The 21815-nt window shown below is 62.7% G+C and carries 19 protein-coding genes; 11 read left to right on the plus strand and 8 right to left on the minus strand.

Annotated elements, in window-relative coordinates:
- Together RTP54_RS15200 and RTP54_RS15205 are read right to left on the minus strand one after the other, a co-directional pair.
- On the minus strand, positions 1-1149 hold the full coding sequence (locus RTP54_RS15200; RefSeq protein WP_112809501.1) for an amino acid ABC transporter permease: 1149 nt from the start codon (positions 1147-1149) through the stop codon (positions 1-3).
- Between the two features lie 73 nt (positions 1150-1222).
- Entirely contained in the window at positions 1223-2251 is a 1029-nt protein-coding gene (locus RTP54_RS15205) for an amino acid ABC transporter substrate-binding protein (protein ID WP_312363865.1), read from the minus strand.
- Between the two features lie 238 nt (positions 2252-2489).
- Between RTP54_RS15205 and RTP54_RS15210 the strand changes: the two genes are divergently transcribed.
- Positions 2490-3176: a GntR family transcriptional regulator gene (locus RTP54_RS15210; protein ID WP_312363868.1), complete on the plus strand. Its 687-nt coding sequence runs from the start codon at positions 2490-2492 to the stop codon at positions 3174-3176.
- Between the two features lie 72 nt (positions 3177-3248).
- Here the strand turns inward: RTP54_RS15210 and RTP54_RS15215 are convergent, their stop codons facing one another.
- The 3 genes from RTP54_RS15215 to RTP54_RS15225 all read right to left on the minus strand — a co-directional run bounded on the left by RTP54_RS15215 (position 3249) and on the right by RTP54_RS15225 (position 6668).
- On the minus strand, positions 3249-3923 hold the full coding sequence (locus RTP54_RS15215; RefSeq protein WP_112815200.1) for an HAD family hydrolase: 675 nt from the start codon (positions 3921-3923) through the stop codon (positions 3249-3251).
- 128 nt (positions 3924-4051) lie between these two features.
- Complete coding sequence (locus RTP54_RS15220; protein ID WP_312363872.1) at positions 4052-4720, minus strand: metallophosphoesterase family protein; 669 nt, start codon at positions 4718-4720, stop codon at positions 4052-4054.
- A 220-nt stretch (positions 4721-4940) separates the two neighbouring features.
- Complete coding sequence (locus RTP54_RS15225) at positions 4941-6668, minus strand: phosphoethanolamine transferase (protein WP_409517136.1); 1728 nt, start codon at positions 6666-6668, stop codon at positions 4941-4943.
- Between the two features lie 280 nt (positions 6669-6948).
- On the opposite strand from RTP54_RS15225, the gene RTP54_RS15230 reads away from it, so the two are divergent.
- From RTP54_RS15230 to RTP54_RS15265, 8 genes are all read left to right on the plus strand, one after another.
- The gene (locus tag RTP54_RS15230; protein ID WP_112809507.1) at positions 6949-7623 is read left to right on the plus strand and encodes a response regulator transcription factor; all 675 of its coding nucleotides are present in this window, start codon (positions 6949-6951) and stop codon (positions 7621-7623) included.
- The gene (locus RTP54_RS15235) at positions 7620-8990 is read left to right on the plus strand and encodes a HAMP domain-containing sensor histidine kinase (protein WP_312363874.1); all 1371 of its coding nucleotides are present in this window, start codon (positions 7620-7622) and stop codon (positions 8988-8990) included. Before RTP54_RS15230 ends, RTP54_RS15235 begins: the two co-directional genes overlap by 4 nt.
- 157 nt (positions 8991-9147) lie before the next feature.
- Positions 9148-10314 carry an HPP family protein gene (locus RTP54_RS15240; RefSeq protein ID WP_312363876.1) on the plus strand — a complete coding sequence of 389 codons (1167 nt, stop codon included), beginning with the start codon at positions 9148-9150 and terminating at the stop codon, positions 10312-10314.
- A 237-nt stretch (positions 10315-10551) separates the two neighbouring features.
- Positions 10552-11250, plus strand: coding sequence for a CerR family C-terminal domain-containing protein (locus RTP54_RS15245; RefSeq protein ID WP_409517137.1), 699 nt, complete (start codon positions 10552-10554; stop codon positions 11248-11250).
- On the plus strand, positions 11247-12257 hold the full coding sequence (hlyD, locus tag RTP54_RS15250; RefSeq protein ID WP_312363879.1) for a secretion protein HlyD: 1011 nt from the start codon (positions 11247-11249) through the stop codon (positions 12255-12257). The genes RTP54_RS15245 and hlyD overlap by 4 nt, the downstream gene beginning before the upstream one ends.
- Positions 12254-13993, plus strand: a complete 1740-nt coding sequence (locus tag RTP54_RS15255) for an ATP-binding cassette domain-containing protein (protein ID WP_409517138.1) — start codon at positions 12254-12256, stop codon at positions 13991-13993. Before hlyD ends, RTP54_RS15255 begins: the two co-directional genes overlap by 4 nt.
- Positions 13990-15138 carry an ABC transporter permease gene (locus RTP54_RS15260; RefSeq protein WP_312363881.1) on the plus strand — a complete coding sequence of 383 codons (1149 nt, stop codon included), beginning with the start codon at positions 13990-13992 and terminating at the stop codon, positions 15136-15138. The genes RTP54_RS15255 and RTP54_RS15260 overlap by 4 nt, the downstream gene beginning before the upstream one ends.
- A gap of 1 nt (position 15139) precedes the next feature.
- Positions 15140-16252 carry an ABC transporter permease gene (locus tag RTP54_RS15265; RefSeq protein ID WP_312363883.1) on the plus strand — a complete coding sequence of 371 codons (1113 nt, stop codon included), beginning with the start codon at positions 15140-15142 and terminating at the stop codon, positions 16250-16252.
- Positions 16253-16255: 3 nt separating this feature from the next.
- Here the strand turns inward: RTP54_RS15265 and RTP54_RS15270 are convergent, their stop codons facing one another.
- Positions 16256-16858, minus strand: coding sequence for an alpha/beta hydrolase (locus tag RTP54_RS15270; RefSeq protein WP_112809515.1), 603 nt, complete (start codon positions 16856-16858; stop codon positions 16256-16258).
- A 65-nt stretch (positions 16859-16923) separates the two neighbouring features.
- Positions 16924-17856, minus strand: a complete 933-nt coding sequence (locus tag RTP54_RS15275; RefSeq protein WP_112809516.1) for a VOC family protein — start codon at positions 17854-17856, stop codon at positions 16924-16926.
- A gap of 248 nt (positions 17857-18104) precedes the next feature.
- Between RTP54_RS15275 and RTP54_RS15280 the strand changes: the two genes are divergently transcribed.
- Both RTP54_RS15280 and RTP54_RS15285 read left to right on the plus strand, forming a co-directional pair.
- Positions 18105-19931 (plus strand): sensor histidine kinase, encoded by a 1827-nt coding sequence (locus tag RTP54_RS15280; protein WP_112809517.1) that lies wholly within the window; start codon positions 18105-18107, stop codon positions 19929-19931.
- Positions 19928-21292, plus strand: a complete 1365-nt coding sequence (locus RTP54_RS15285; RefSeq protein WP_312363887.1) for a sigma-54 dependent transcriptional regulator — start codon at positions 19928-19930, stop codon at positions 21290-21292. Before RTP54_RS15280 ends, RTP54_RS15285 begins: the two co-directional genes overlap by 4 nt.
- A gap of 115 nt (positions 21293-21407) precedes the next feature.
- Here RTP54_RS15285 and RTP54_RS15290 read toward each other — a convergent pair whose 3' ends face one another.
- Positions 21408-21809 carry a VOC family protein gene (locus tag RTP54_RS15290; RefSeq protein WP_112833268.1) on the minus strand — a complete coding sequence of 134 codons (402 nt, stop codon included), beginning with the start codon at positions 21807-21809 and terminating at the stop codon, positions 21408-21410.
- Positions 21810-21815: the final 6 nt, after the last annotated feature.

Below are 21815 nucleotides of genomic sequence, written 5' to 3' on the forward strand. Positions count from 1 at the left end.
TCAGCGCTCCCTCAGCGCAACACGCGCATTGTACCAGTTCATCACCAGCGAGATCAGGATGGAGAGGCCGAGATAGACGGCCATGAAGATGGCGATGGCTTCGATCGCCTGGCCGGTCTGGTTCATGATCGTGTTGGAAACCATCACCAGATCCGGATAGCCGATGGCGATCGCAAGCGAGCTGTTCTTGAAGACCGTGAGATACGTGTTGGTCAGCGGTGGCACGATGATGCGCAGCGCCTGCGGCAGGATGACCAGCTTCAGCGTGCGCGAGCGTGGCAGGCCGAGGGCCGTCGCCGCTTCCCACTGCCCCTTGCTGACGGCCTGAATGCCGGCGCGCACGATCTCGGCAATGTTGGCCGACGCGCTCAGCGTCAGACCGATCAACAGCGCCACGAATTCCGGGCGCACGTGATAGCCGCCGGTCAGGCGGAAGCGGCCGAGTTCGGGAACGTCGAGAGACACGGAGATGTCGGCGAAGAGCAGCGTGATGGCAAATGGAAGCAGGACGGCCAGCGTCGCGATGGCGGCAATCGGCATGTCCTTGCCCGTTGCAATGCGGCGGCGCGCCAGAATGCGCGCGATCACCAGGGCGGCAGCAACGCCAATAACGAGGGCGACGAGCAACGCCTCGAAACCACTGGCCCAGCGCATCGCCGGCATGACCAGGCCGCTGTTGGACAGAAACACGCCCGGCAGCATCTCGATCGCCTGCCTGACCGGTGGAAACACCGAAATGATCAGCGAGTACCAGAGCAGGAGATAGAGGAGCAGCGGCACGTTGCGCAGTGCCTCGACATAGGCAAGCATCAGGCGCGACAGAACCGGGTTGTGCGAGAGCCGGCCGATGCCGACAAGCACGCCGAGGATCGTTCCGAAAAGGACGGCGAGTGCCGAAACCTTCACCGTGTTGGCGATGCCGACCAGGATTGCGCGGCCGAATGTGTCGGTCGGCTCATAGGCGATCGCCGTCTCGGTGATGACGAAGCCCGCCTGGCGCGCCAGGAAGCCAAAGCCGGTGGCGATATCCTGCTTGGCGAGATTGGCGCTCGCGGTGCTGAACATCACCCAGGCGACGAGGACAACCGCGCCGATCGCGATTAGCTGGTAGAGGAACGCGCGGATGCGCGCGTCATAAATCAGGGACATGGCGACACGTCTGCCGGGCAAGGGGAACGTCGAAGACGGAAAGGCCCGCGCACAAGGCGCGGGCCGATGAAGATCAACGGAACGGCGGTGCGTAGAGCAGACCACCTTCGCTCCAGCGGGTGTTCGGCCCACGGGTCAGGCCAAGCGCCGTCTTGGTGCCGAGGTTGCGCTCGAACACTTCGCCGTAATTGCCCACACCCTTGACGATGTTGTAGCCCCACTTGTTGTCGAGGTTGAGCATCTTGCCCAGTTCTTCGCTGACGCCGAGCATGCGCTGGATTTCCGGATCCTCGCTCTTGGTCATCTCGTCGACATTGGCCTGGGTGATGCCGCGCTCTTCAGCCGCCATCAGCATCCACACCGACCAGGAGACGATGTCGCGCCAGTTGGAATCGTTCTGGCGGACAGACGGCGCCAGCGGCTCCTTGGAGATCGTCTCGGGCAGGACGACATAGTCGTCAGGATTGTTGGCGACAGCGCGGATCGAGGCAAGGTCCGACCGGTCGGACGAGATCGCTTCACAGCGACCGGAGAAGAACGCATTGCGGTTCTCGTCAGGGCTTTCGAACACGACCAGCTCGAACTTGCCGCCGATCGAGCGGAAGAAGTCGCTGAGGTTCTGAGCCGTGGTCGTGCCGGGCAGCGTGCAGATCGCCGCGTCCGTCAGTTCCTTGGCGCTGTTGACGCCGAGCGACTTCGGCACCATCAGCCCCTGGCCGTCGTAAAACACCGTCGGCCCGAAATCGAGACCGAGCGAGACTTCGCGCGAAAATGTGTGGGTGGTCTGGCGCGACAGCATGTCGATTTCGCCTGACTGCAGCGCCTGGAAGCGGGTGTTGATGTTCGTCAGAACAAAATCGACCTTCTCCGGATCGCCGAAAACGGCCGAGGCGACAGCGCGGCAGACGTCGACGTCGAAGCCCTGCATGTGCCCCTTGGCGTCTGCGGTGGCAAAGCCCGGCGTGCTCATGGAAACGCCGCAGATCAGCTTGCCGCGCGCCTTCACGGTCTCCAGCGTGGTCGCTGCACTGGCGGCAAACGCCGTCAGACCGATCGCGACGCCGGCTGCGGTGGCGCAAAGCTGCAGAATTCTTTTCTTCATTTTCCCCTCCCGATGACTACGACAATCTCGACCCGTGCAGGTCACGCGATCCTCTTCGCATGCCTCCTCCCGCATGGGCCGGCGCCAGGGTGTACCGTTGGCGCTGTCAATTGCATACGATAGCCGGATACAAATGGCAACATTATTGTATACAATATTGACGCGACTGTCCGGGATCGCTATCGAAGTCCTGGGACATGTTTTGCCGACCGCAGTCGGCGTGCTTGGGGAGGCAACCTTGTCTGAGAGATCAAGCCGCAGCGAGGTCGTCTATCGGTTGTTGCGCCAGGCCATCCTGGAGCAGGCGCTGAAGCCCGGCACCAAGCTGTCAGAAGATACGATCGCCGATCATTTCAAGGTCAGTCGAACCAGCGTGCGCGGCGCGCTCGTTCGACTGAACGCGGAGGGCATTGTCGATCTCAGGGCCAACAAGGGCGCATGCGTCGCCGAGCCGACACTGGAAGAGGCGCGCGACATCTTCTCTCTGCGCCGCATGCTCGAGGCGGAGGTCATCCGGCGACTTGTCGCCGACCTTGGTGCCGCAGGCTTCAAGCGGCTGGAGCAACATGTGCGTGAGGAACAGGCGGCGCTTTCCGACCATGGACCGCTGTCGATACGCCTGGCCGGCGAGTTTCACATCCTGCTGGCGGAATTGACGGGATCGCAGGCGTTGACGCGCTTCGTGCGCGAAGTGGTTTCGCGCTGTTCTTTGATCCTTGCCCGTTTCGCCCGCCTGCACTCACCAGAATGTGCGGTCGACGAACACATTCAGATCATTCGCGCCTTGCGGTCGAAGGATATCGCCGCAGCCGAAAAGATCATGCTTGAGCATCTCGACGCCGTCGAGCTTCGCGCCGAACTCAATCCGGACAAGGCTGAACCGGATATCTCCGAGATCCTCAAGCGCTATGCCGGCGAAAGCTGAAAGCGGACCCAGGCAAGGTCCGTTTCGCCGGCTTTCTTTTTCAATCTGTTGATACGCCGATCAGGGCGAAATTCAGCGACGCTGACGCAGCGTCAGCGCACCATCGTCGCCAACGCCCGCTTCGATGTCGCTATAGCGGGCAAGCATCAGATGCGGCGTGTCGGCCGCAGCCGCATGCGCTCCGGTGATCACGATAACTTCGGCACCGGCGGCCTTGCCGGCGAGGATACCTGCTGGCGCATCCTCGAAAACGATGCAGTCTTCCGGACGAACGCCAAGTTTCTCGGCCGCCATCAGATAGCCCTCCGGGTGCGGCTTGCCCACCGAGACGTCTTCGCCGGTGATCATCAGCCTTGGCGTCGGGATCCCCGCTGCCGCAAGGCGGCGAACGGCGAGGTCGAGCGGCGCCGAGGTGACGATCGCCCATTTTTCCGGAGGCAGCGAGTTGAGGAAGGCGATGGCGCCCTCGATCTCGATGATGCCTTCGACGTCGGCAATTTCGGCGAGCGCAAGTTCATGAGCTTCATGTTCCGGATCGACGCCCGGCAAGTCGAGTGTCCGGATCGTGTCGACGGCACGGACGCCATGCACCGTCTTCATCATTTCGACCGGATCGAGCCCGTTGCGTACCGCCCACGCGCCCCAAACGCGCTCGACGACGGCCATCGAGTTGAGCAGCGTGCCGTCCATATCGAACAGGAGAGCGGAAAAGGTCTTGGCAAAGAGAGATGAAGGCGCGGTATCCAACGGTAATCCCCTGAAGCTGCGGTCAGCGACGGAGAACACCCGCCCGACAATCCGGGAACACCTACAGGCTGGCAGGCGGACGCACAATGCAATTCCGATCAGTGACGATCATCTTCGGCAACGGTCGGTTACGATTGGTCAGATCCTGACCGGGTGCTGAGAAAGCCTATAGGGCCACCGGGAACGTCGTCATCAAAGATCGCACAGGAGAGATGCCCGCCGAATACGGCAGCCGAATCCACGTTGGTCCTGTTGCCGACGGTTCGTGGGTTGGCGCGGTCCGGCGTATGGCCATGACAAAGATGCCGGCCCCAATAGTCGCCCGAGTGGTTGTCCGGCCGCCTGATCCACAGAAAGATGTCTTCGCCCTGGTGCGCCAGCGGCACGGTTTCATCGACGCCCGCATGAACGTAGATGCGCAATGGCTCGACGATGATGGAAGGTAGCCGCATCAGCCATTTCAGGTGCGCGGCCGGTATGGTGTTCCCATAGGACTCAAGGGTCTCCCTGCCGCCATTGACGAGCCACCAGTCGACATCGCTTTCGCCGCTACGGGCACCAAGCAGCATTTCTTCATGATTGCCCTTGAGGGCCGTCCAGGACCAGCTGTCTTTGCGCGGGCCCGCCATGATCCGTTCGATCACGCCTCGACTATCGGGGCCGCGATCGATCATGTCGCCCAGAAAAATCACCCTGCCACCGGGTGCATAGGCGTCGATCTGCGATAGCAGCGCGTCGAGTTCGCTCAGGCAGCCGTGGATATCGCCGACGGCAAAGGTCAGATGCTGCGCGCGCATGCGCCAGTCCTCCGGAACGCCGCGAAAGGGTTACGCCACGACGGATGTCGGGCGCGTCAAGGCCGCCGATAGACTGCACGCGTGGCGGAAACAGCGCAAGGCTGCTTATGTCTTGGCGGTAGCGCCTGCGATTTGCCCTTCGCGCGCGGTGGAAACCCGCAGATGTTAAGTCTGCCCCGATTGCGGGGCAGACGTCAGCAGTCTCGATCCGGTGGGTCGATCAGAGCGCGTTGGCGCCCGGCAGCGCATTCGCCGGCACGATCGCCGCCGGCAGGTCCTTTGCCGTATCGGCGGCCTGGAATGCCGCCCCGTTCGGCGCGCCAGCCGGCCCTTGCCGTGTGCAGTTGGCAAAGGCATCAAGAGTGCGATCATACACCTTCGTCTCCACGTCCATCATGCCAAGCACCGTGTGAAACAGGTTGTCGTGCGACTTCGGCTGGTCTGTTTCCTTGGCAAGGCAACGTGTGTCGACACCCATGGCTGCCTGGTATGGCTTGGAAAACCAGGTGACGAACGGCACCTGCGTCTGCTCGCGCGGCGCGATCGCATAGGGCGCGCCATGCAGATAGATGCCATTCTCGCCGAGCGATTCGCCGTGGTCGGACATGTAGATCATGGCGCCCGAAACATCGTTCTGATGCTTCTCCAGCAACCGCGCAACACTCGCCAGCACATAGTCGGTGTAGAGGATGGTGTTGTCGTAGGCGTTGGTGATTTCCTCGACCGAGCACTTCATCAGCTCGGGCGTGCGGCAATCCGGCTTGAATTTCCGGAATTTCTCCGGATATCGCAGATAGTAGGATGGGCCGTGACTGCCGAGCTGGTGCAGGACGATCACGCTGTTCGCCTTGGTGGCTGAAAGCTTCTTGTCCAGTTCGCCGAGAAAGATCTCGTCGAGGCACTCGCCGTTGTTGCACAACGGGCTGTCCTTCTGACCGGTCATGCTGGCGAAGTTGATGAGATCGGCGATGCCTTTGCTGCCGGTGTTGTTGTCCCACCAGGACACGGAAACGCCGGCGCGTGTCAGGACGTTCACCAGGTTTTCGGTCGAGCGCGCCTTCCAGTCGGTGTACTCGCTGCGCGGATAGACGGAAAACATGCACGGAAGCGAGACAGCCGTGGCCGTGCCACAGCTCGTCGTGTCCGTATAGTTGATCACGTCCAGCGACTTGAGCTCGGGATTGGTCTCCCGCTGGTAACCGTTGAGCGAGAAATTCATCGCCCGGGCGGTTTCGCCGGCAACGACGACCACGACGACCGGCTTGCCCGCCGCAGCCACACGAGCGCCCTGCCGAGCGTCCGTGCCCAGCGGCTGAACCACGATGTTGCGTTCCTTGTAGGTCGACGCTGCGTAGCGGACCGCGGCGGAAACCGGACCGGTCGGATTGAACCGTTTCATCAGGTCCTTGTGCTCGCGAATGACATAGGCAACGCTGGCGAAGTCCGAATAGATCAAGCCGCCGCTGACGAGCAGGCTGGGAACGACGATGGCGAGATTGATGCCAGCCTTGGCAAAAAAGCGCCGATGGCGAACTTTGACCCAAATGACGAACAGGGACGGAATGACCGCGTAAATGATGAGATGCAGCATCAGGCTGCCGGTCAGAAGATGGCTCGCCTCTGCCTGCGTCGTCACGGCCGCGTTGCCGATCATGTCCTTGTCGATGATCACGCCGAAATAATCGACGAAATAGGCAGCCGAAGCCGAAGCGACGATCAGGAAGATCAGCACCGGCTTCATGACGTACTTGACCGACACCATCGTCAAGACTGCGAAGGTCGCCAATGCCAGCGCCGTGCCGAACGACAGGAGCGACAAACGCGAATGATCGAAATAGAGTGCCGCATGCCGCCAGAAGGACATGTTGGTGATCGCCAGCAAATAGACGGTGACGATTGCCGTGAGTGCAATGCTGCCGAGCTCTGGCCGGCCGATTCTTCTGAGCATCAAAACAGTCTTCTCCTGCTGCATCGGTCTCGCCGCTCTTGCCATGCGGCCGACGCAGTTTCGGGCATTCAGTGGACGCCAAGCCGCGTCATGCGGGGGGCGCGGTTCGATTGCAGCCTCCCCCTGCCTTGTCGAGATACGCCCGGTAAGCTGTCAAAACCCCGTCGAGATTGCCGATTGCCTGCGCGATACCCGCTTGGGTTGGCCGGCGGCCAGCAGTTGGCAGCCCCGCAGAAAGCCAATATGGTCGCTGCAACACTGATCATGCCGAGACGACTCGATGCGCCTTCTCCTGGTTGAAGACAGTCCGCGACTGGTAGAGCTGGTCGGTGAAACCATGCGCGACGCAGGCTGGCGTCTCGATGCCGTATCAAGTGTTTCCGACGCAGAAGCCGCAATCGCCGCGCGCGAGCACGACCTGATCCTGCTCGATCTCGGACTACCGGACGGTGATGGCCTGGCGCTGCTGCGCCGGCTGCGCCAGGAGTATCCGGGACTACCCGTGCTGATCATCACGGCCCGCGGCTCGGTCGACGAACGCATTGCCGGCCTGGACGCCGGTGCGGACGATTATCTCGTCAAGCCGTTCCACCACCGGGAACTCCTGTCGCGGTGCCGCGCCATGCTCAGGCGCAATCCGCAGGCTGTGCAACCCGTTCTCGAGGCAGGCGCCCTGCGCTACGATCCGTCGACCGCGGACCTGACCTGTGACGGCATCGTCGTGCCGCTGCCGCCGCGCGAGCGATCACTGATCGAGATCCTGATGCGAGAGGTCGGCCGGGTCGTTCCCAAGCGAAAGCTCGAAACCGCACTTTCCGAGTATGGCCAGGAAATCAGCGCGAACGCGCTGGAGCTTGCGGTATCCCGGGTGCGCAAGCGGCTGCAGGGGCACGAGACCGGCATTCAGATCGAAACCGTGCGCGGCATCGGCTACCTTCTCAGGCGCGCCTCATGACGAAGCCGAACCCGTCGCTGATCGGTATCGTCTCTCGTCGCATCATCGCTTTCTCTCTGCTCGCCATGGCGATCCAGATCGGCGTCGTCTTCGCGGATTACTGGTTCGACGACGACAAGCTCAGCATCCTCATGCTGCAGCAGGAAACCGAAACGCTCTCGAGCGCCATCCGTGTCCGCGACGGTCAAGTCAGTTTCGAACCGGATCACGAGTTGAGCCAGCGCTATCTGGACCGCCATGACCGCGATGGCTCGATCTTCCTGAGGGTGCGCACGGAAGCGGGGACGCCGCTCTATTCGAACTGTACGACGGAATGCGCCGAGCATTTCCTGCCTTTGAGCATCGACGCACCGAATTTTTGGAAGAGGGAAATCCAACCCGGCAAGCCGTTCAGCGTCGCAGGGGGCCAAAGCTTCGAGCGGGCGGGAACGACCGTGCTGGTCGAGCTGGCGATCCTGAAGGACCCGAACGGTTTCATGTACGGCGCCCTGCTGCACGAGATGTTCGATTCCATGATCGTGCCGATGACCGTGATGTTCTGCCTGGTGATCGGCGCAACGATCTGGTCGATCCGAGGCGCCCTGCTACCCGTCGCGAAGGCCGCGCACGCGGCCGATGCGCTCGATCCTCGTGACAGCAATGCACGCCTGCCGCTGACCCGCATGCCGGAGGAGATTGCCCGCCTCGTCAGCGCCGTCAATCGCATGCTGGCGCGGGTGGCCGACCTCATCCAGTCCCAGAAGCTGTTTTCCTCCTCGATCGCGCATGAGATCCGCACCCCGGTTTCCATCGCCAAGATGGAACTCAGCCGCATCGACGATCCCCGCGCGCGCAATGCAGAGCGTGACCTCGATGCGCTGACGCATATTCTCGAACAGCTGACGTCGCTCGCCAGGGCGGATGCGGTCGATCCCTCAGCCTACCAGTCGGCCAGCCTCTCGCAGATCGGTGCGAGCCTTGCCGAGACGATCGCACCCTTCGTCTTCGACCACGACAAGTCGCTCGAATTTTCCGACGAGGGAACGCCCCCCGTTACCGTCATCCCGGCTCTCGTCGAAAACATGATGCGCAACCTGATCGAAAATGCGGTCAAGCATAATCCGCCCGGCACCCGCATCGTCTTGACCTGCGGCCCCGGCGCGATCGTCAGCATCGAGGACAACGGCAAGGGGCTGGTCGATCTTCCGGAGCACCATGAGGACCTCGGCTACCTCAAGCGTTCGGGCCAGATCGGGCTTGGCCTGAAGATCGTTCAGCGCATCAGCGAACTGCATGAGGCGCCAATCACGATCGCAACCGCGCCGGACAAAGGAACGAAGATCTCCATCGACTTCTCCGCGGCGCGATCCGGCGACCTGCCGGCTTGATCGTTCCGGGCGCGCGGCGCCCCTGGAATGCTCTTCGATCAGGAGCGATGCATAAATTTTAATCCGTCTCGCAATTTTGGGCGCATATTCCCTGCCCAATTCCTGGCCATATGCTATTGAGCTGCGCAATCCGTTGTTCTGCCGTCCGCGAGTTTCCATGTCGAAGGCCAGTGCCTACCTCAAGCGTTTCATTCCATCGCTTGTCCCCGTCAGCCATGTCGAACGCTTGCGTGCGTCATTGGGTGCGCTGGTCGGTATTTTGCTGACCGGGCTTGTCAGTACGCTTGCACTCGGCGCCGACGCCAACCTGCCGCTCCTGATCGCACCGATGGGTGCATCGGCCGTGCTGTTGTTTGCCGCTCCCTCCAGCCCGTTGGCACAGCCCTGGTCCATCCTTGGCGGCAACATCGTTTCATCGCTGATCGGCGTCACGGCAGCGCTTTTCATTCCCGAGCCTGTCATCGCGGCCGCCGTTGCTGTCGGACTGGCGATTGCGATCATGTTGCTGCTTGGATGCCTGCATCCGCCGAGCGGCGCGGTCGCCCTGACCGCCGTGCTCGGCGGTGCGTCCATCCATGACGCCGGCTATTGGTTCGTGCTATCGCCTGTGGCGATCAATTCCGCGCTCATTCTCGTTGTCGCCCTTCTCTTCAACAACGCGACGGGTCGGCGCTACCCGCATCTGGCTCCCGCTGCCAACAGCCATCGCACAGATGACCCGCCGCCGATGCAGCGTCTCGGTATCGTGCCGGAAGATTTGCAGGCCGTTCTGGCGCAATATGGCGAGCTTGTCCCCGTCAGCCCGGACGAGCTCGACACCCTGATCCATCAGGCGCAGATCCGCGCCTTCACGCGACGCTCGGGCGAAATTACCTGTGCTGACATCATGTCACGCGACGTGGCGACGGCGACACCGGAAACGCCATTGCGCAAGGCCTGGCAGACATTGCTGGACCACGACATCAAGGCCCTGCCGGTCGTGACCGAAAAGGACGGCCTCGTCGGCATCGTCACCCAGACCGATTTCATCTCGCATGCCATGCTGCAACCGCACGCCGGTCTGCGGCAACGCCTCGGCAATGTTGTCGGCCTCGGGCCAAAGGCCCCACGGCTGGTTTCCGAAATCATGACACGGCGCGTCCAGTCGGCGCTGCCGCAAACGATGATCGCCAAACTCGTGCCGCCGATGGCCGACATGGGCCTGCACCACATGCCGGTGGTCGATGACGACAATCGGCTCGTAGGCATCATCACACAATCCGACCTGATCGCCGCACTCTTCCAGCGCCGCCTCGAAGACGAAGACAAGCGCAACGTGGCCTAAGGGGCATTTTCCGATCGGGACCGAAACGCATTAACGCCTTTGTGTTGCTGCGTACTTTCCTGACGGACAAGCGACCAGCACCGTTCCTAGATATGAATAGGTCATCCTGCAGGGATGCCCACCAGATTCAGCTCCCTTGCCAGGCTTCGGCCCGTGGCACGCCATCCATGCGGCTCACCACGACTACCAACAATTCATTCGATTGACTTAATCGAATGATCGGCTTAATATGAGCAAATGATGACAAACAAACTATCCCCTACGAAGCCGGATCGCGGCGACGCCACGAAAGAGAAGCTGCTTTCGACGTCGATCGACGTCTTCGGGCGCTACGGTTTCGACGGCGCGAGCACGCGCAAGCTGGCGGATGCCGCCGGCGTCAACCTGCAGGCGATCCCCTACTATTTTGCCGGCAAGGAGGGCCTCTACATTGCCGCCGCCGAGCATCTGGCGGCGATCATCGGCGGTCATGTGGCCGATCTGCGCGCCGTGATCCTGGAGCGGTTGGCGCGGCTCGATGGCGAAGGTGCCGCCATGAGTCGGGTCGAGGCCCGCGCGCTGCTGACCCAGATGGTCCAGCGTATGGTCGGCCTGTTCGTCAGCCGACAGTCGGAAAGCTGGGCCCGTTTCATCATACGCGAACAGATGGAACCGACCGAAGCGTTCGCGCGGGTCTATGACAACATCATGGGGCCGATGATCGGGATGGCCGCGCGGCTCGTCGGCACGATCCTTGGCGACGATCCGGCATCCGAGCGCGTGCGCCTGAAGACCCTGTCCTTCGTTGGCAGCATCCTCGTCTTCCGCATGGCGCATGCCGCATTGCTGCGTCAGATGCATTGGGATGCCGTTGGCCCCGCCGAACTCGAAATGCTGCAACGCCACGCCGCCAGCCTCGTCGAGACACTCGGCACCAATGCGGAGTTGCAGCCATGAACCGTAAGCTGCTCATTCCCGTTGTTCTCATCGCCGGTGCGGCAGCAGCCGGCTGGTGGTTCGACCTGCCCTCGCGCCTCGGCTGGGGCCAACATCGGCCAGCCTCCGTTCTCTACGGCAATATCGATATCCGGCAGGTATCGCTCGGCTTCCGGGTCAGCGGCCGCATCGACAAGCTTGCCGTCGACGAAGGCGATCCCGTCAAGGCCGGTGACATCCTCGGCACTCTGGATCCAACGCCTTTCCAGCAGGCCGTCGATGCAGCCTCGGCGGAACTCGCAGCCCTCAGCGCCAATCTCGACAAACTGAAGGCCGGAGCCCGCAAGACAGAGATCGCCCAGGCGCGTGCCGCTCACGAAGAGCAGGTTGCCGAACTGCAGAATGCCGACCTCGCCTATGAGCGCGCCCGGCAATTGCGGCCGAACGGCACGATTTCGCAGGCCAATCTCGATCAGGCGAGTGCCGCCCGCGCCGCGGCGGCGGCCCGCGCCACTTCTGCCCGCGAGGCGCTTGCGCTGCTTGAGGAGGGAAGTCGGGTCGAGGATATCGCGGCCGCCACAGCAGAAGTTCAGGCCGCCACGGCCAAGCTCGCCAGCGCTCGGACCTCCCTTTCTGATACGCGGCTCCTCGCCCCGAGCGACGGTATCGTCCTCTCACGCGTTCGCGAGCCCGGCGCCATGATCGCGCCGTCGGATACCGCCTATGTAATTTCGCTGACGGAACCGGTATGGGTTCGCGCCTACGTCGCCGAACCCGATCTCGGACGGGTCCACCCCGGCATGAAGGTCGAAGTCTTCTCGGACACGGCTCCCGACCGCCCCTATGAGGCGACGGTTGGCTTCATCTCACCCGTTGCCGAATTCACGCCGAAATCGGTCGAAACGCCTGAACTGCGCACAGATCTCGTCTATCGGCTGCGCATCGTCGTGACAAAGCCTGGCGCCGATCTGCGCCAGGGCATGCCGGTCACCGTCAGGTTGCCGCAGGCGGAAAGTGGTGCCTCGTGACGATCGATGAGCCCTTCGTTCGGATATCCGGCGTCGTAAAACGCTTTGGCGACGGTGCGCCCGCGCTCGATCATATCGATGGTCAAATTCTCGGGGGACGTATCACCGGCCTCGTTGGCCCGGACGGAGCGGGAAAGACTACGCTCATCCGGTTGATGACGGGCCTGATGCTTCCGGACGAAGGCAAGGTGGAGGTGCTCGGCTTCGACACGGCCAAGGATCCCGCCCACATTCAGGCAGCCATTGGCTACATGCCGCAGCGCTTCGGTCTCTATGAGGATCTGAGCGTCGCGGAAAACCTCGATCTCTATGCCGATCTGCGCGGCCTGCCGCTTTCAGAACGCAAGGCCACCTACGACGAACTGCTTGAATTCACCGATCTCAAGCGCTTCACGGCACGGCTCGCCGGCAAGCTTTCCGGCGGCATGAAGCAGAAGCTCGGTCTTGCCTGCGCATTGCTACGCAAGCCCCGCTTGCTGCTGCTCGATGAGCCGGGTGTCGGCGTTGACCCGATTTCGCGGCGCGACCTCTGGAAGATGGTCGAAAACCTGACCGCCTCCGGGATCGGCGTCGTCTGGTCGACGGCCTATCTCGACGAAGCCGAAGCCTGCGACGAGGTTCTGCTCCTGAACGAGGGCAAGCTGCTTTTTGCCGGCGCCCCATCCGAACTCACGGCCCGCGTCGCCGGTCGCGTCTTCAAGGTGACCGGCACGTCCGGACGACGGCGCGAGGCGCTTGCCCGCTACCTGGACGAAGACGGCGTCGTCGATGGCGTCATCCAGGGCGAAGCCATCAGGCTGGTGATGGCGCCGGACGTCGCACCGCCCATGGCAGCAACGGAAGCGACCGCCACCGCGCCGCAAGCGACCATAGCGCCGCCCCGTTTCGAAGACGCCTTCATCGACCTGCTGGGCGGTGGCCCGGGTGGCCGCTCTAAGCTGGCGGAGGCGCAGAAGGTCTTTGCCAGCGAGAATGGCAAGCCGGTGATCGAGGCGCGCGGACTGACAAAGCGCTTCGGTGACTTTACCGCGGCCGACGACATTACCTTCGACATTCCACGCGGCCAGATTTTTGGCCTTCTCGGACCGAACGGCGCCGGAAAATCGACGACGTTCAAGATGCTGTGCGGCCTGTTGAAGCCGACCGCCGGCGAGGGCCGTGTCGCCGGATTCGACCTGCGCCGGGATGCCGCCGAAGCCCGCAACCGCCTCGGCTACATGGCACAGAAATTCTCGCTCTATGGCGATCTCAGCGTGGCACAGAACCTCGGTTTCTTTGCCGGCGTCTACGGCCTTGCCGGCGCGCGAAAGCGTGAGCGCATCGGCCTGATGGTGGAGATTTTCGGTTTCGAGCGCCTGCTCGGCATGTCAGCCAAGGATCTGCCGCTCGGCCTCAAGCAGCGGCTGGCGCTGGCCTGCGCCGTCTTGCACGAGCCGGAAGCGTTGTTCCTCGACGAGCCGACCTCCGGCGTCGATCCGATCACACGACGCGAGTTCTGGACCCATATCAACGGCCTCGTGGAGAAGGGCGTGACGGTGCTCGTCACCACCCATTTCATGGACGAAGCGGAGTATTGCGATCGCATCTCGCTCATCTATCGCGGCCGTTCGATCGCTCTCGGTTCGCCCGATGACCTGAAGAAGCAGGTTGCCAACGCCGCCTGCCCCGACCCGACGATGGAAGATGCGTTCATCGCACTTGTACAGGGGTCCGAAGAAAAGCAGGTGGCCGCATGACGGCGCCTGCTGAAATCGAGGCACCGACGACGGGGCGCGCACGCCGCTTCGCCGCGCTGGTGCGCAAGGAGAGCTACCAGATCGTCCGCGATCCGAGCAGCATTCTCATCGCTTTCGTCCTGCCGCTGATCCTTCTGTTCCTGTTCGGCTACGGCGTTTCCCTCGATACCACGCAAACGCGCGTCGGCCTTGTCGTGGAACAGGAGACGCCGTTGACGCGCGATCTCGCCGCGGGCTTCCAGGCCTCGCGCTATTTCACCGTCAGTGTCGGGCGCGACCGCCGAGACTTCGAAGACGATCTCGTGCTCGGGCACATCCGCGGCATCGTCGTCATCCCTGCCCGCTTCGCCGCCGACTACGCCGCCGGACAGCATCCGGCACTGCAGGTCCTGGTCGACGGGTCGGATCCGAACACGGGCAATTTCGTGCAGAATTATGCCCAGGCGACGGTCGCCAACTGGGAGCGTCAACGCTCACAGGAAGATGCCGGCCAGCCCCCGGCGATCTCAGCCGAGCAACGTTTCTGGTTCAATCCGGAACTCACCAGCCGAAATTTTCTGGTGCCCGGCTCGATTGCCATCGTCATGACCCTCGTCGGCACGCTGTTGACCTCGCTGGTCGTCGCACGCGAATGGGAGCGCGGCACCATGGAGGCGATGATGGCAACACCGGTGTCGGCTGCGGAACTGCTTGCCGGCAAGCTCCTGCCCTATTTCCTGCTCGGGCTTGCATCGATGACGCTGTGCGTGCTGCTTGCCGTCTTTCTCTTCGGCGTGCCGTTCCGCGGTTCGGTTGCAGCGCTTTACGCGCTGTCGGCGACCTTCCTGATGCCGGCGCTCGGCCAGGGCCTTTTGATTTCGGCAACGACCAAGAACCAGTTTCTGGCCTCGCAACTGGCGCTGATCTCCGCCTTCCTGCCAGCCTTCCTGCTCTCCGGCTTCCTGTTCGAGATCAACTCGATGCCGACGGTCATTCAGTGGATCACCTTCATCGTGCCGGCACGGTATCTCATCCCCAGCCTGCAAACGGTTTTTCTGGCCGGCGACATCTGGCCAATGTTCTTGCAGGCCATCGCCATCATGCTTTTGATCGGCAGTGTCTTTTTCGCGCTCGCGGCGCGAAGCACCCGCAAGAGGATCGGCTGACATGTGGTGGACGAGGCTCCGTGCTCTGATCGTCAAGGAACTGCTGGCCGTTCTGCGCGACCCCAAGGGCCGTGCGATCCTGATCGGTCCGCCGATCCTGCAGCTGCTGGTGTTTTCCTATGCGGCGACACTCGAAGTGACCAATGTCGACGTCATGGTTCTCAACCGCGACAGTGGCCATTGGGGTCAAGAACTCGTGGAGCGCATCGACGGTTCACCGACGTTTCGAAGCATCGCCTACACCGACGACCCGGGCGCGGTGCGCAGTGCCATCGACCGGCAGCGTGCCATTGCCGCCCTGGAGATTGGCCCCACATTCTCGCGCGACATCGAGGCGGGACGTCCGGCAACGGTCCAGATCATTCTCGACGGACGGCGCTCGAATGCGTCGCAGATCGTTTCGGGTTATCTCGGGCGCATCGTTGCCTCACTTGCGGCCGATACGCCGGCCGGCAAGCGCACGGCCTCCGAGGCGATCGCCGTCGTGGCGCGAAACTGGTTCAACCCCAATCTCACCTATCAATGGTTCATGGTGCCTAACCTGGTCGCCAGTATCGCGCTGTTGATCGGGCTGATCGTTACCGCCCTGTCCATCGCCCGCGAACGCGAACTCGGGACGTTCGACCAGTTGATGGTATCGCCCCTCAGGACACACGAGATCCTGATCGGCAAGCTGATCCCGCCGATGATGATCGGGCTGTTTCACATCACCGTCTACATTTTCGCCGCCGTCTTCATCTTCGGCGTGCCGCTGCGCGGCTCGCTGTTGCTGCTCTATGGTAGCGCCGTCTTCTATCTCGCGGCCGTGGTCGGGCTCGGCCTGTTCATATCCGCGCTGTCGATGACGCAGCAGCAGGCGATCCTCGGCGCCTTCCTGTTCATGGTGCCCGCCATGCTGCTTTCGGGCTTTGCCACCCCGATCGAGAACATGCCCGCCTGGCTGCAGCCGGTCACCCTGGTCAACCCACTGCGCTATTTCCTGGTCATCGTGAAGGGTGTGTTCCTCAAGGATATCCCCCTGGCCGAGGTCGTGCGCCAGACCATTCCGCTTTGCGTCATCGCCCTCGTCACGCTCTCGGCCGCGTCATGGTTGTTCCGCCGCCGGCTGGAGTGATCGTCAGGCCCTGATAAAGCCCTCGATCGCCGAGATCTCATTCTGGCGGATGTCGTGGCCACCGGCATGCCATTCGACATCGGTGGCGGCGCCCTGCGCCTTGAAGTAGTCAGCGAGCGCCTGCGTCTGGGGTGCCGGGCAGATCGGATCGCGTTCGCCGGCCGTGATCAGCACCCGGCGGCCGGCAAGCGCCGCATTGTCCTTCGGGCGGAACGGGATCAGCGGATGCATCAGGATCGCCCGGTCGAAAAGGCCGTTCTCGATCAGCACGTTGGCCAGAATGTTCGCGCCGTTGGAATAGCCGAGACCGATGATCTCGGTTGCCTCGTGCGCCTCGGCAACGTCTTTGACGAAGCCCGCCATCTTTGCCGTTGCCCGCGACAGATCCGCCATGTCGTAGACGCCTTCGCCGGTTCGCCTGAAGAAGCGGGCGGCACCATGCTCGGACACGTCGCCGCGCGGCGACACGATCGTGGCGTCGGGCATCAGTTGCGCACCGAAGGTGAAGAACTGGTTCTCGTCGCCTCCCGTGCCATGGAAGACGAAAAAGATGGGCTTGCCGGGCGCGCCGGCTTTCAGTTTGTGTACGTAGCCGTGATCGGCCATGGAAATCTCCTTGTTTCTTGCGGGATGTCGCATCGGTGGCGAAACATCGCCAGTCACGCTGCGCCTTAAGCTTCCAGCTTCTGCAGGTGGCTCTCGAGAACCGGGCGCAGGTGCTTGTGCTGCTGCGGAAGCTTCAGCGCTTCGCCGAGATGGGCGAGATCTTCGTCGCGGTTGAAGCCCGGTTCGTTGGTGGCAATCTCGAACAGGACGCCGCCGGGCGTGCGGAAATATATGGCCCAGAAATAGTCGCGGTCGATCACCGGGGTCACCTGATAGCCGGTGTCCAACAGTGCCTTTCGAACTTCCAGCTGCGTTTCGCGATTGTCGACGGCGAAGGCGATGTGGTGCACCGAGCCCGCGCCCTGTGCGGCGCGATTGACGTTCGGCATGGTCTCGAGGTCGATCAGGCCGGCGCCATTGCCGCCCGGCATAATCAGCCGCGTAACGCCGTCCTTGCGGTCCAGCTCATGATACCCCATGAACTTCAGAAGCTCTGCCGTCGCCCCTTCGTCGCGAAGACGCATGGCGGCCGAATGAAAGCCGCGGATCGCATGATCCCCGGAGATGCCTCCATCCGTCCAGGGCGCGCGCGGGTCGTCGCGCACTTCGACGAGCGCAAAGCCGTCTCCGTCAGGACCGGCGAAATTCAACCGCTTCTCGCCGAATGTCTCTTCATCCTTGAGACCGCTGACGCCGAGCTTTGCGAGCCGCTCGCGCCAGAAGCTGAGGGATCCCTCGGGGACGGAAAAGACCGTGGTGCCGACCTCGCCGGTGCCGGCACGTCCGCGCGGCATCTGCGGAAACGGGAAATAGGTCATGACGGTGCCGGGCGTGCCGGCTTCGTCGCCGTAGTAGAGGTGATAGACATCGGGGGAATCGAAGTTCACCGTCTTCTTGACGCGGCGCATGCCAAGCGTCTTCGTGAAAAACTGATTGTTGGTGAAGGCATCGTCTGCCATCGACGTTACGTGATGCAGGCCCTTGATCTGATTGAGCATTGCCTTGATCCTTTCCGCCCGGCAAGACCGGGCTTTGTCATGACGCATAGATGCGCTCATCCAGGCTGTCGCGAAAGACGGCGGCCGCCAAACGCATTGTCAACGCCTCGTTGACGACGAGAGAAAATCGTTGAACGACCTAGATGCAGAAGTGCAATGGCTTGTGAGCGTAACGGCGGCTGCTTAAGATCGAAACCGGCCACGATGTGGCCAAAGGGAACGCATGGGAGGAGGAGCCCAGACAGTCCGTGAAATACCGCCTCGCCGTTGCCGTCATCCTGTTGCCGCTGGCGGTTGCCGTTCTCGCCTGGCAGGGCAATGCCGTGGCGACGCGCAGCTACCTCGACGAGGCATCGGCCCAGGCAAACACGGCACTCCGGCTCGCGGTGGCGGCGCTCGACGGCCACCTAAATCGCTACCAGGCCCTGCCCGCGCTGATTGCCGACCACGACGATATCAAGGAACTTGCCACGCGGCCACGCGACCGCAGGCTGCGCGAATCCGTCAATGCCTATCTCAAGGATATCAACGGGCTGCTGCACTCCTCCGATATCTATGTGATCACACCGGACGGCGATACGATCGCCGCCAGCAACTATGACGGCCCGACGAGCTTCGTCGGGCAGAACTTCAGCTATCGCCCTTACTTCCAGGAGGCGTTGCAGGGCCGGGCCTCGCGGTTCTATGCGCTCGGTACCACCTCGCTGAAACGCGGCTATTTCTTCGGCGCTCCCATCCGCGTCGGTGAGGACATCCGCGGCGTCATAGTCTTCAAGGTCGATGTCGAAAGCATCGAAGCTTCCTGGCAGGGCGGAGAGTACAAGATCTTCGTCTCCGATCCCGAAGGCATCATCTTCATGACCGGGACGCCGGAGTGGCTCTACACCGCGATCCTGCCGATGACGGCGGAGCGGCGCGCCCAGACCATCGCCTCGCGGCGTTATGCCGATGCAACCGTGCGCCCCTTGCCGCTGACGGTACACGACAGCGCCGGCCACCACCTCATGCGCATTTCCTCGGGCCCGTCCGGCCGCGAGTATCTTGTCGTCTCGCAACATATGGCCGATGCCGACTGGACCGTGAACGTTCTCGCAGACACGGCATCGGTCAGAACCCAAGCCCTCACGACGACGATTGCCGTTCTGCTGCTCATCTGCCTTGCCGGTCTTGCCGTGGCAATTCTCTGGCAGCGCCGCGCGCGGCTCAACGAGCGCATCTCGATGCAGGCGGAGGCGCAGGCCGAGCTCGAGCGCCGCGTCGACGAACGTACCGCCGACCTTGCACGCGTCAACGTGCAGATTGAGGAGGAGGTCGCTGAACGCCGCCAGACAGAGCAGCAACTGCGCCGCACCCAGGCCGATCTCATCCAGGCCGGAAAACTCGCCGGCCTCGGCCAGATGTCGGCAGCGCTATCGCACGAGTTCAACCAGCCGCTGGCGGCCGCCAAGACCTACGCCGACAGCGCCTCCCTTCTGATTGAACGCGGTCGGACCGATGAGGCAAGCGACAACATCAGACGGATTTCGGGCCTGGTCGACCGCATGGCGGCAATCAGCCGGCATCTGCGCAATTTTGCCCGCAAGCCCAACGAAAAGCTCGGGCCGGTGCCGATCGAGGACGTCGTGCGCGACACGATGGAAATCGTTGCTGTCCGGCTGAAGTCGGCGGCAGCCGACATCGACATCGATCTCGGGCCGGAGCCGCTGGTCGTCCGCGCCGGTTTCGTCCGCCTGCAGCAGGTGCTGGTCAACGTGATCTCCAACGCTGCCGACGCGGTCGAGGGGCTGGATGACCGTCACATTCGGCTTCGCGCCTGGCGCGACGGGCAGAAGGTCGTGATTGCCGTCATCGATCGTGGCCCGGGCGTGCCGGCAGCAATCGCCGAGCGCATCTACGACCCGTTCTTTTCGACCAAGGGCGTTGGCAAGGGACTGGGCCTTGGCCTGTCGATTTCCTATAACATCGTCAAGGACTTCGGCGGCAGCCTCGTCGCCACGAACCTTGCGGGAGGTGGCGCGGAGTTTCGCATCGAACTTCCCATAGCCGATGAAGAGGGCCAGGAGGCCGCCGAATGATCGAAAGCCGCGTTCTGCTCGTCGATGACGAAGAGGAGTTGCGCCATTCGAGCGCGCAGGCGCTCGAACTCGCAGGCTTCCGCGTCGAGACGTTCGCCAGCGCCGAGCACGCATTGGAGTTCATCGGTTTCAGCTTCCCAGGCGTCGTCATCAGCGACATCCGGATGCCGGGCATGGACGGTATGACCTTCCTGCAGCGCATTCGGGAGATCGACGTCGAGGTGCCGGTCATCCTCGTCACCGGCCATGGCGATGTTCAGCTGGCCGTGCGCGCCATGAGAGAAGGTGCCTATGATTTCGTGGAGAAGCCTTTCACTGCCCAGATGCTCGCCGGCACCATCCGCCGAGCGCTCGACTGGCGTGCGCTGGTGCTCGAAAACCGGCGGCTCAAGGCTGTCGCCGGCAAGCGCGACGATATCGAGCAGCGGCTGCCGGGACGCAGCCAGGTCATGGTCGACCTGCGCTACCGGGTCCGCGCGATCGGCGCTTCCGACGCCGACACGCTGATCATCGGCGACACCGGCGTAGGCAAGGAGGTCGTCGCCCGCACGCTTCATGATCTGAGCGGCCGGGCAAACAATCCCTTCATCGCCATCAACTGTGCCGCCCTGCCGGAAAACCTGATCGAGAGTGAGCTCTTCGGCCACGAGCCGGGCGCGTTTCCCGGCGCCATCCGTCCACGCTACGGCAAATTCGAACATGGCCGCGGCGGCACGATCCTGCTCGACGAAATCGGCTCGATGCCGATCGATTTGCAGGCAAAATTTCTGCGCGTGCTGCAGGAGCGCGTGATCACGCGGCTTGGCTCCAACGAAGTGGTGCCGCTCGACGTGCGTTTCATCGCCACTAACAAGGTGGATCTGGAGCAGGAGGTGGCCGCTGGCCGCTTCCGACCCGACCTTCTCTACCGTCTCAATGTCGCGACGCTGCGTGTGCCGCCACTTGCCCAGCGCCGCGCCGACATCCCGCTGCTGTTCCTGCAGCTCGTGCGCGAATCGGCGGCACGCTACGGCCGTGACGAGGTCGATGTCTCGCAGAACCTGCTGGCGGAGATGGCGGAGCGCAACTGGCCAGGCAACGTGCGCGAACTGCGCAATGCCGCCGAACGGCTGGTGCTCGGGCTCGACACGGCTTCGAACGAGGCTGCCTCGCCCGGGGCAAGCGGCAACCGTCTGGCCGACAAGGTTGCGGCGTTCGAGAAGGGCCTGATCGCCAGCGCCATCGCCACCCATGGCGGCGCGCTGAAACCGGTCTACGAATCCCTCGGCATCTCGCGCAAGACGCTCTATGAAAAGATGCAGAAATTCGGCCTGGACAAGAAACTCGTCGCGGCGGATCAGTCGACGGAAAGCGAGCTATGACCGGAGCCGCGCCGGCGGGCCGCCTTCGGCTCTGGTGGTGTCGATTGCCGATCCGGCCGCAAAGGGTACGTTAAGGGCGACGACGGGATCGGATAGCCGGCGCGAAGCCGCCGCGTCAGTCGGCAGCGGATGTGGCGACGAACTCGACCTTGATCCGATCCGGGTCTTCGATGAACAGTGCGTAGTAGTCGCTACCACCATTTGCGAACGGATACCGGTCTTCATACAGGCAGGAGATCGCGTTTTCCCGGCAGAACTGTCGCAACCGGTCGACCGTTTCCCGGTCCTTCACGCGGAAAGCCAGGTGGTTCAGACCAACCCCGGATCGGTGATAGGGGCGATGGGCATGTTTCTCCGCGACCTGGACGAATGTCAGATAGGCGTCGGTCCCATGGGCGAGAGTGAAACCGTCATTCCAGCGGTCGTTCTCTTCATAGCCGATCTGTGCAAGCAGGCTCGCCCAGAACCTGTAGGAAGTATCGAGCTTCGAAACATAGATCTCGACATGATGGAGCATGGGCCG

The sequence above is a fragment of the Ensifer sp. genome, from assembly GCF_031989085.1.
Taxonomy (GTDB): Bacteria; Pseudomonadota; Alphaproteobacteria; order Rhizobiales; family Rhizobiaceae; genus Ensifer.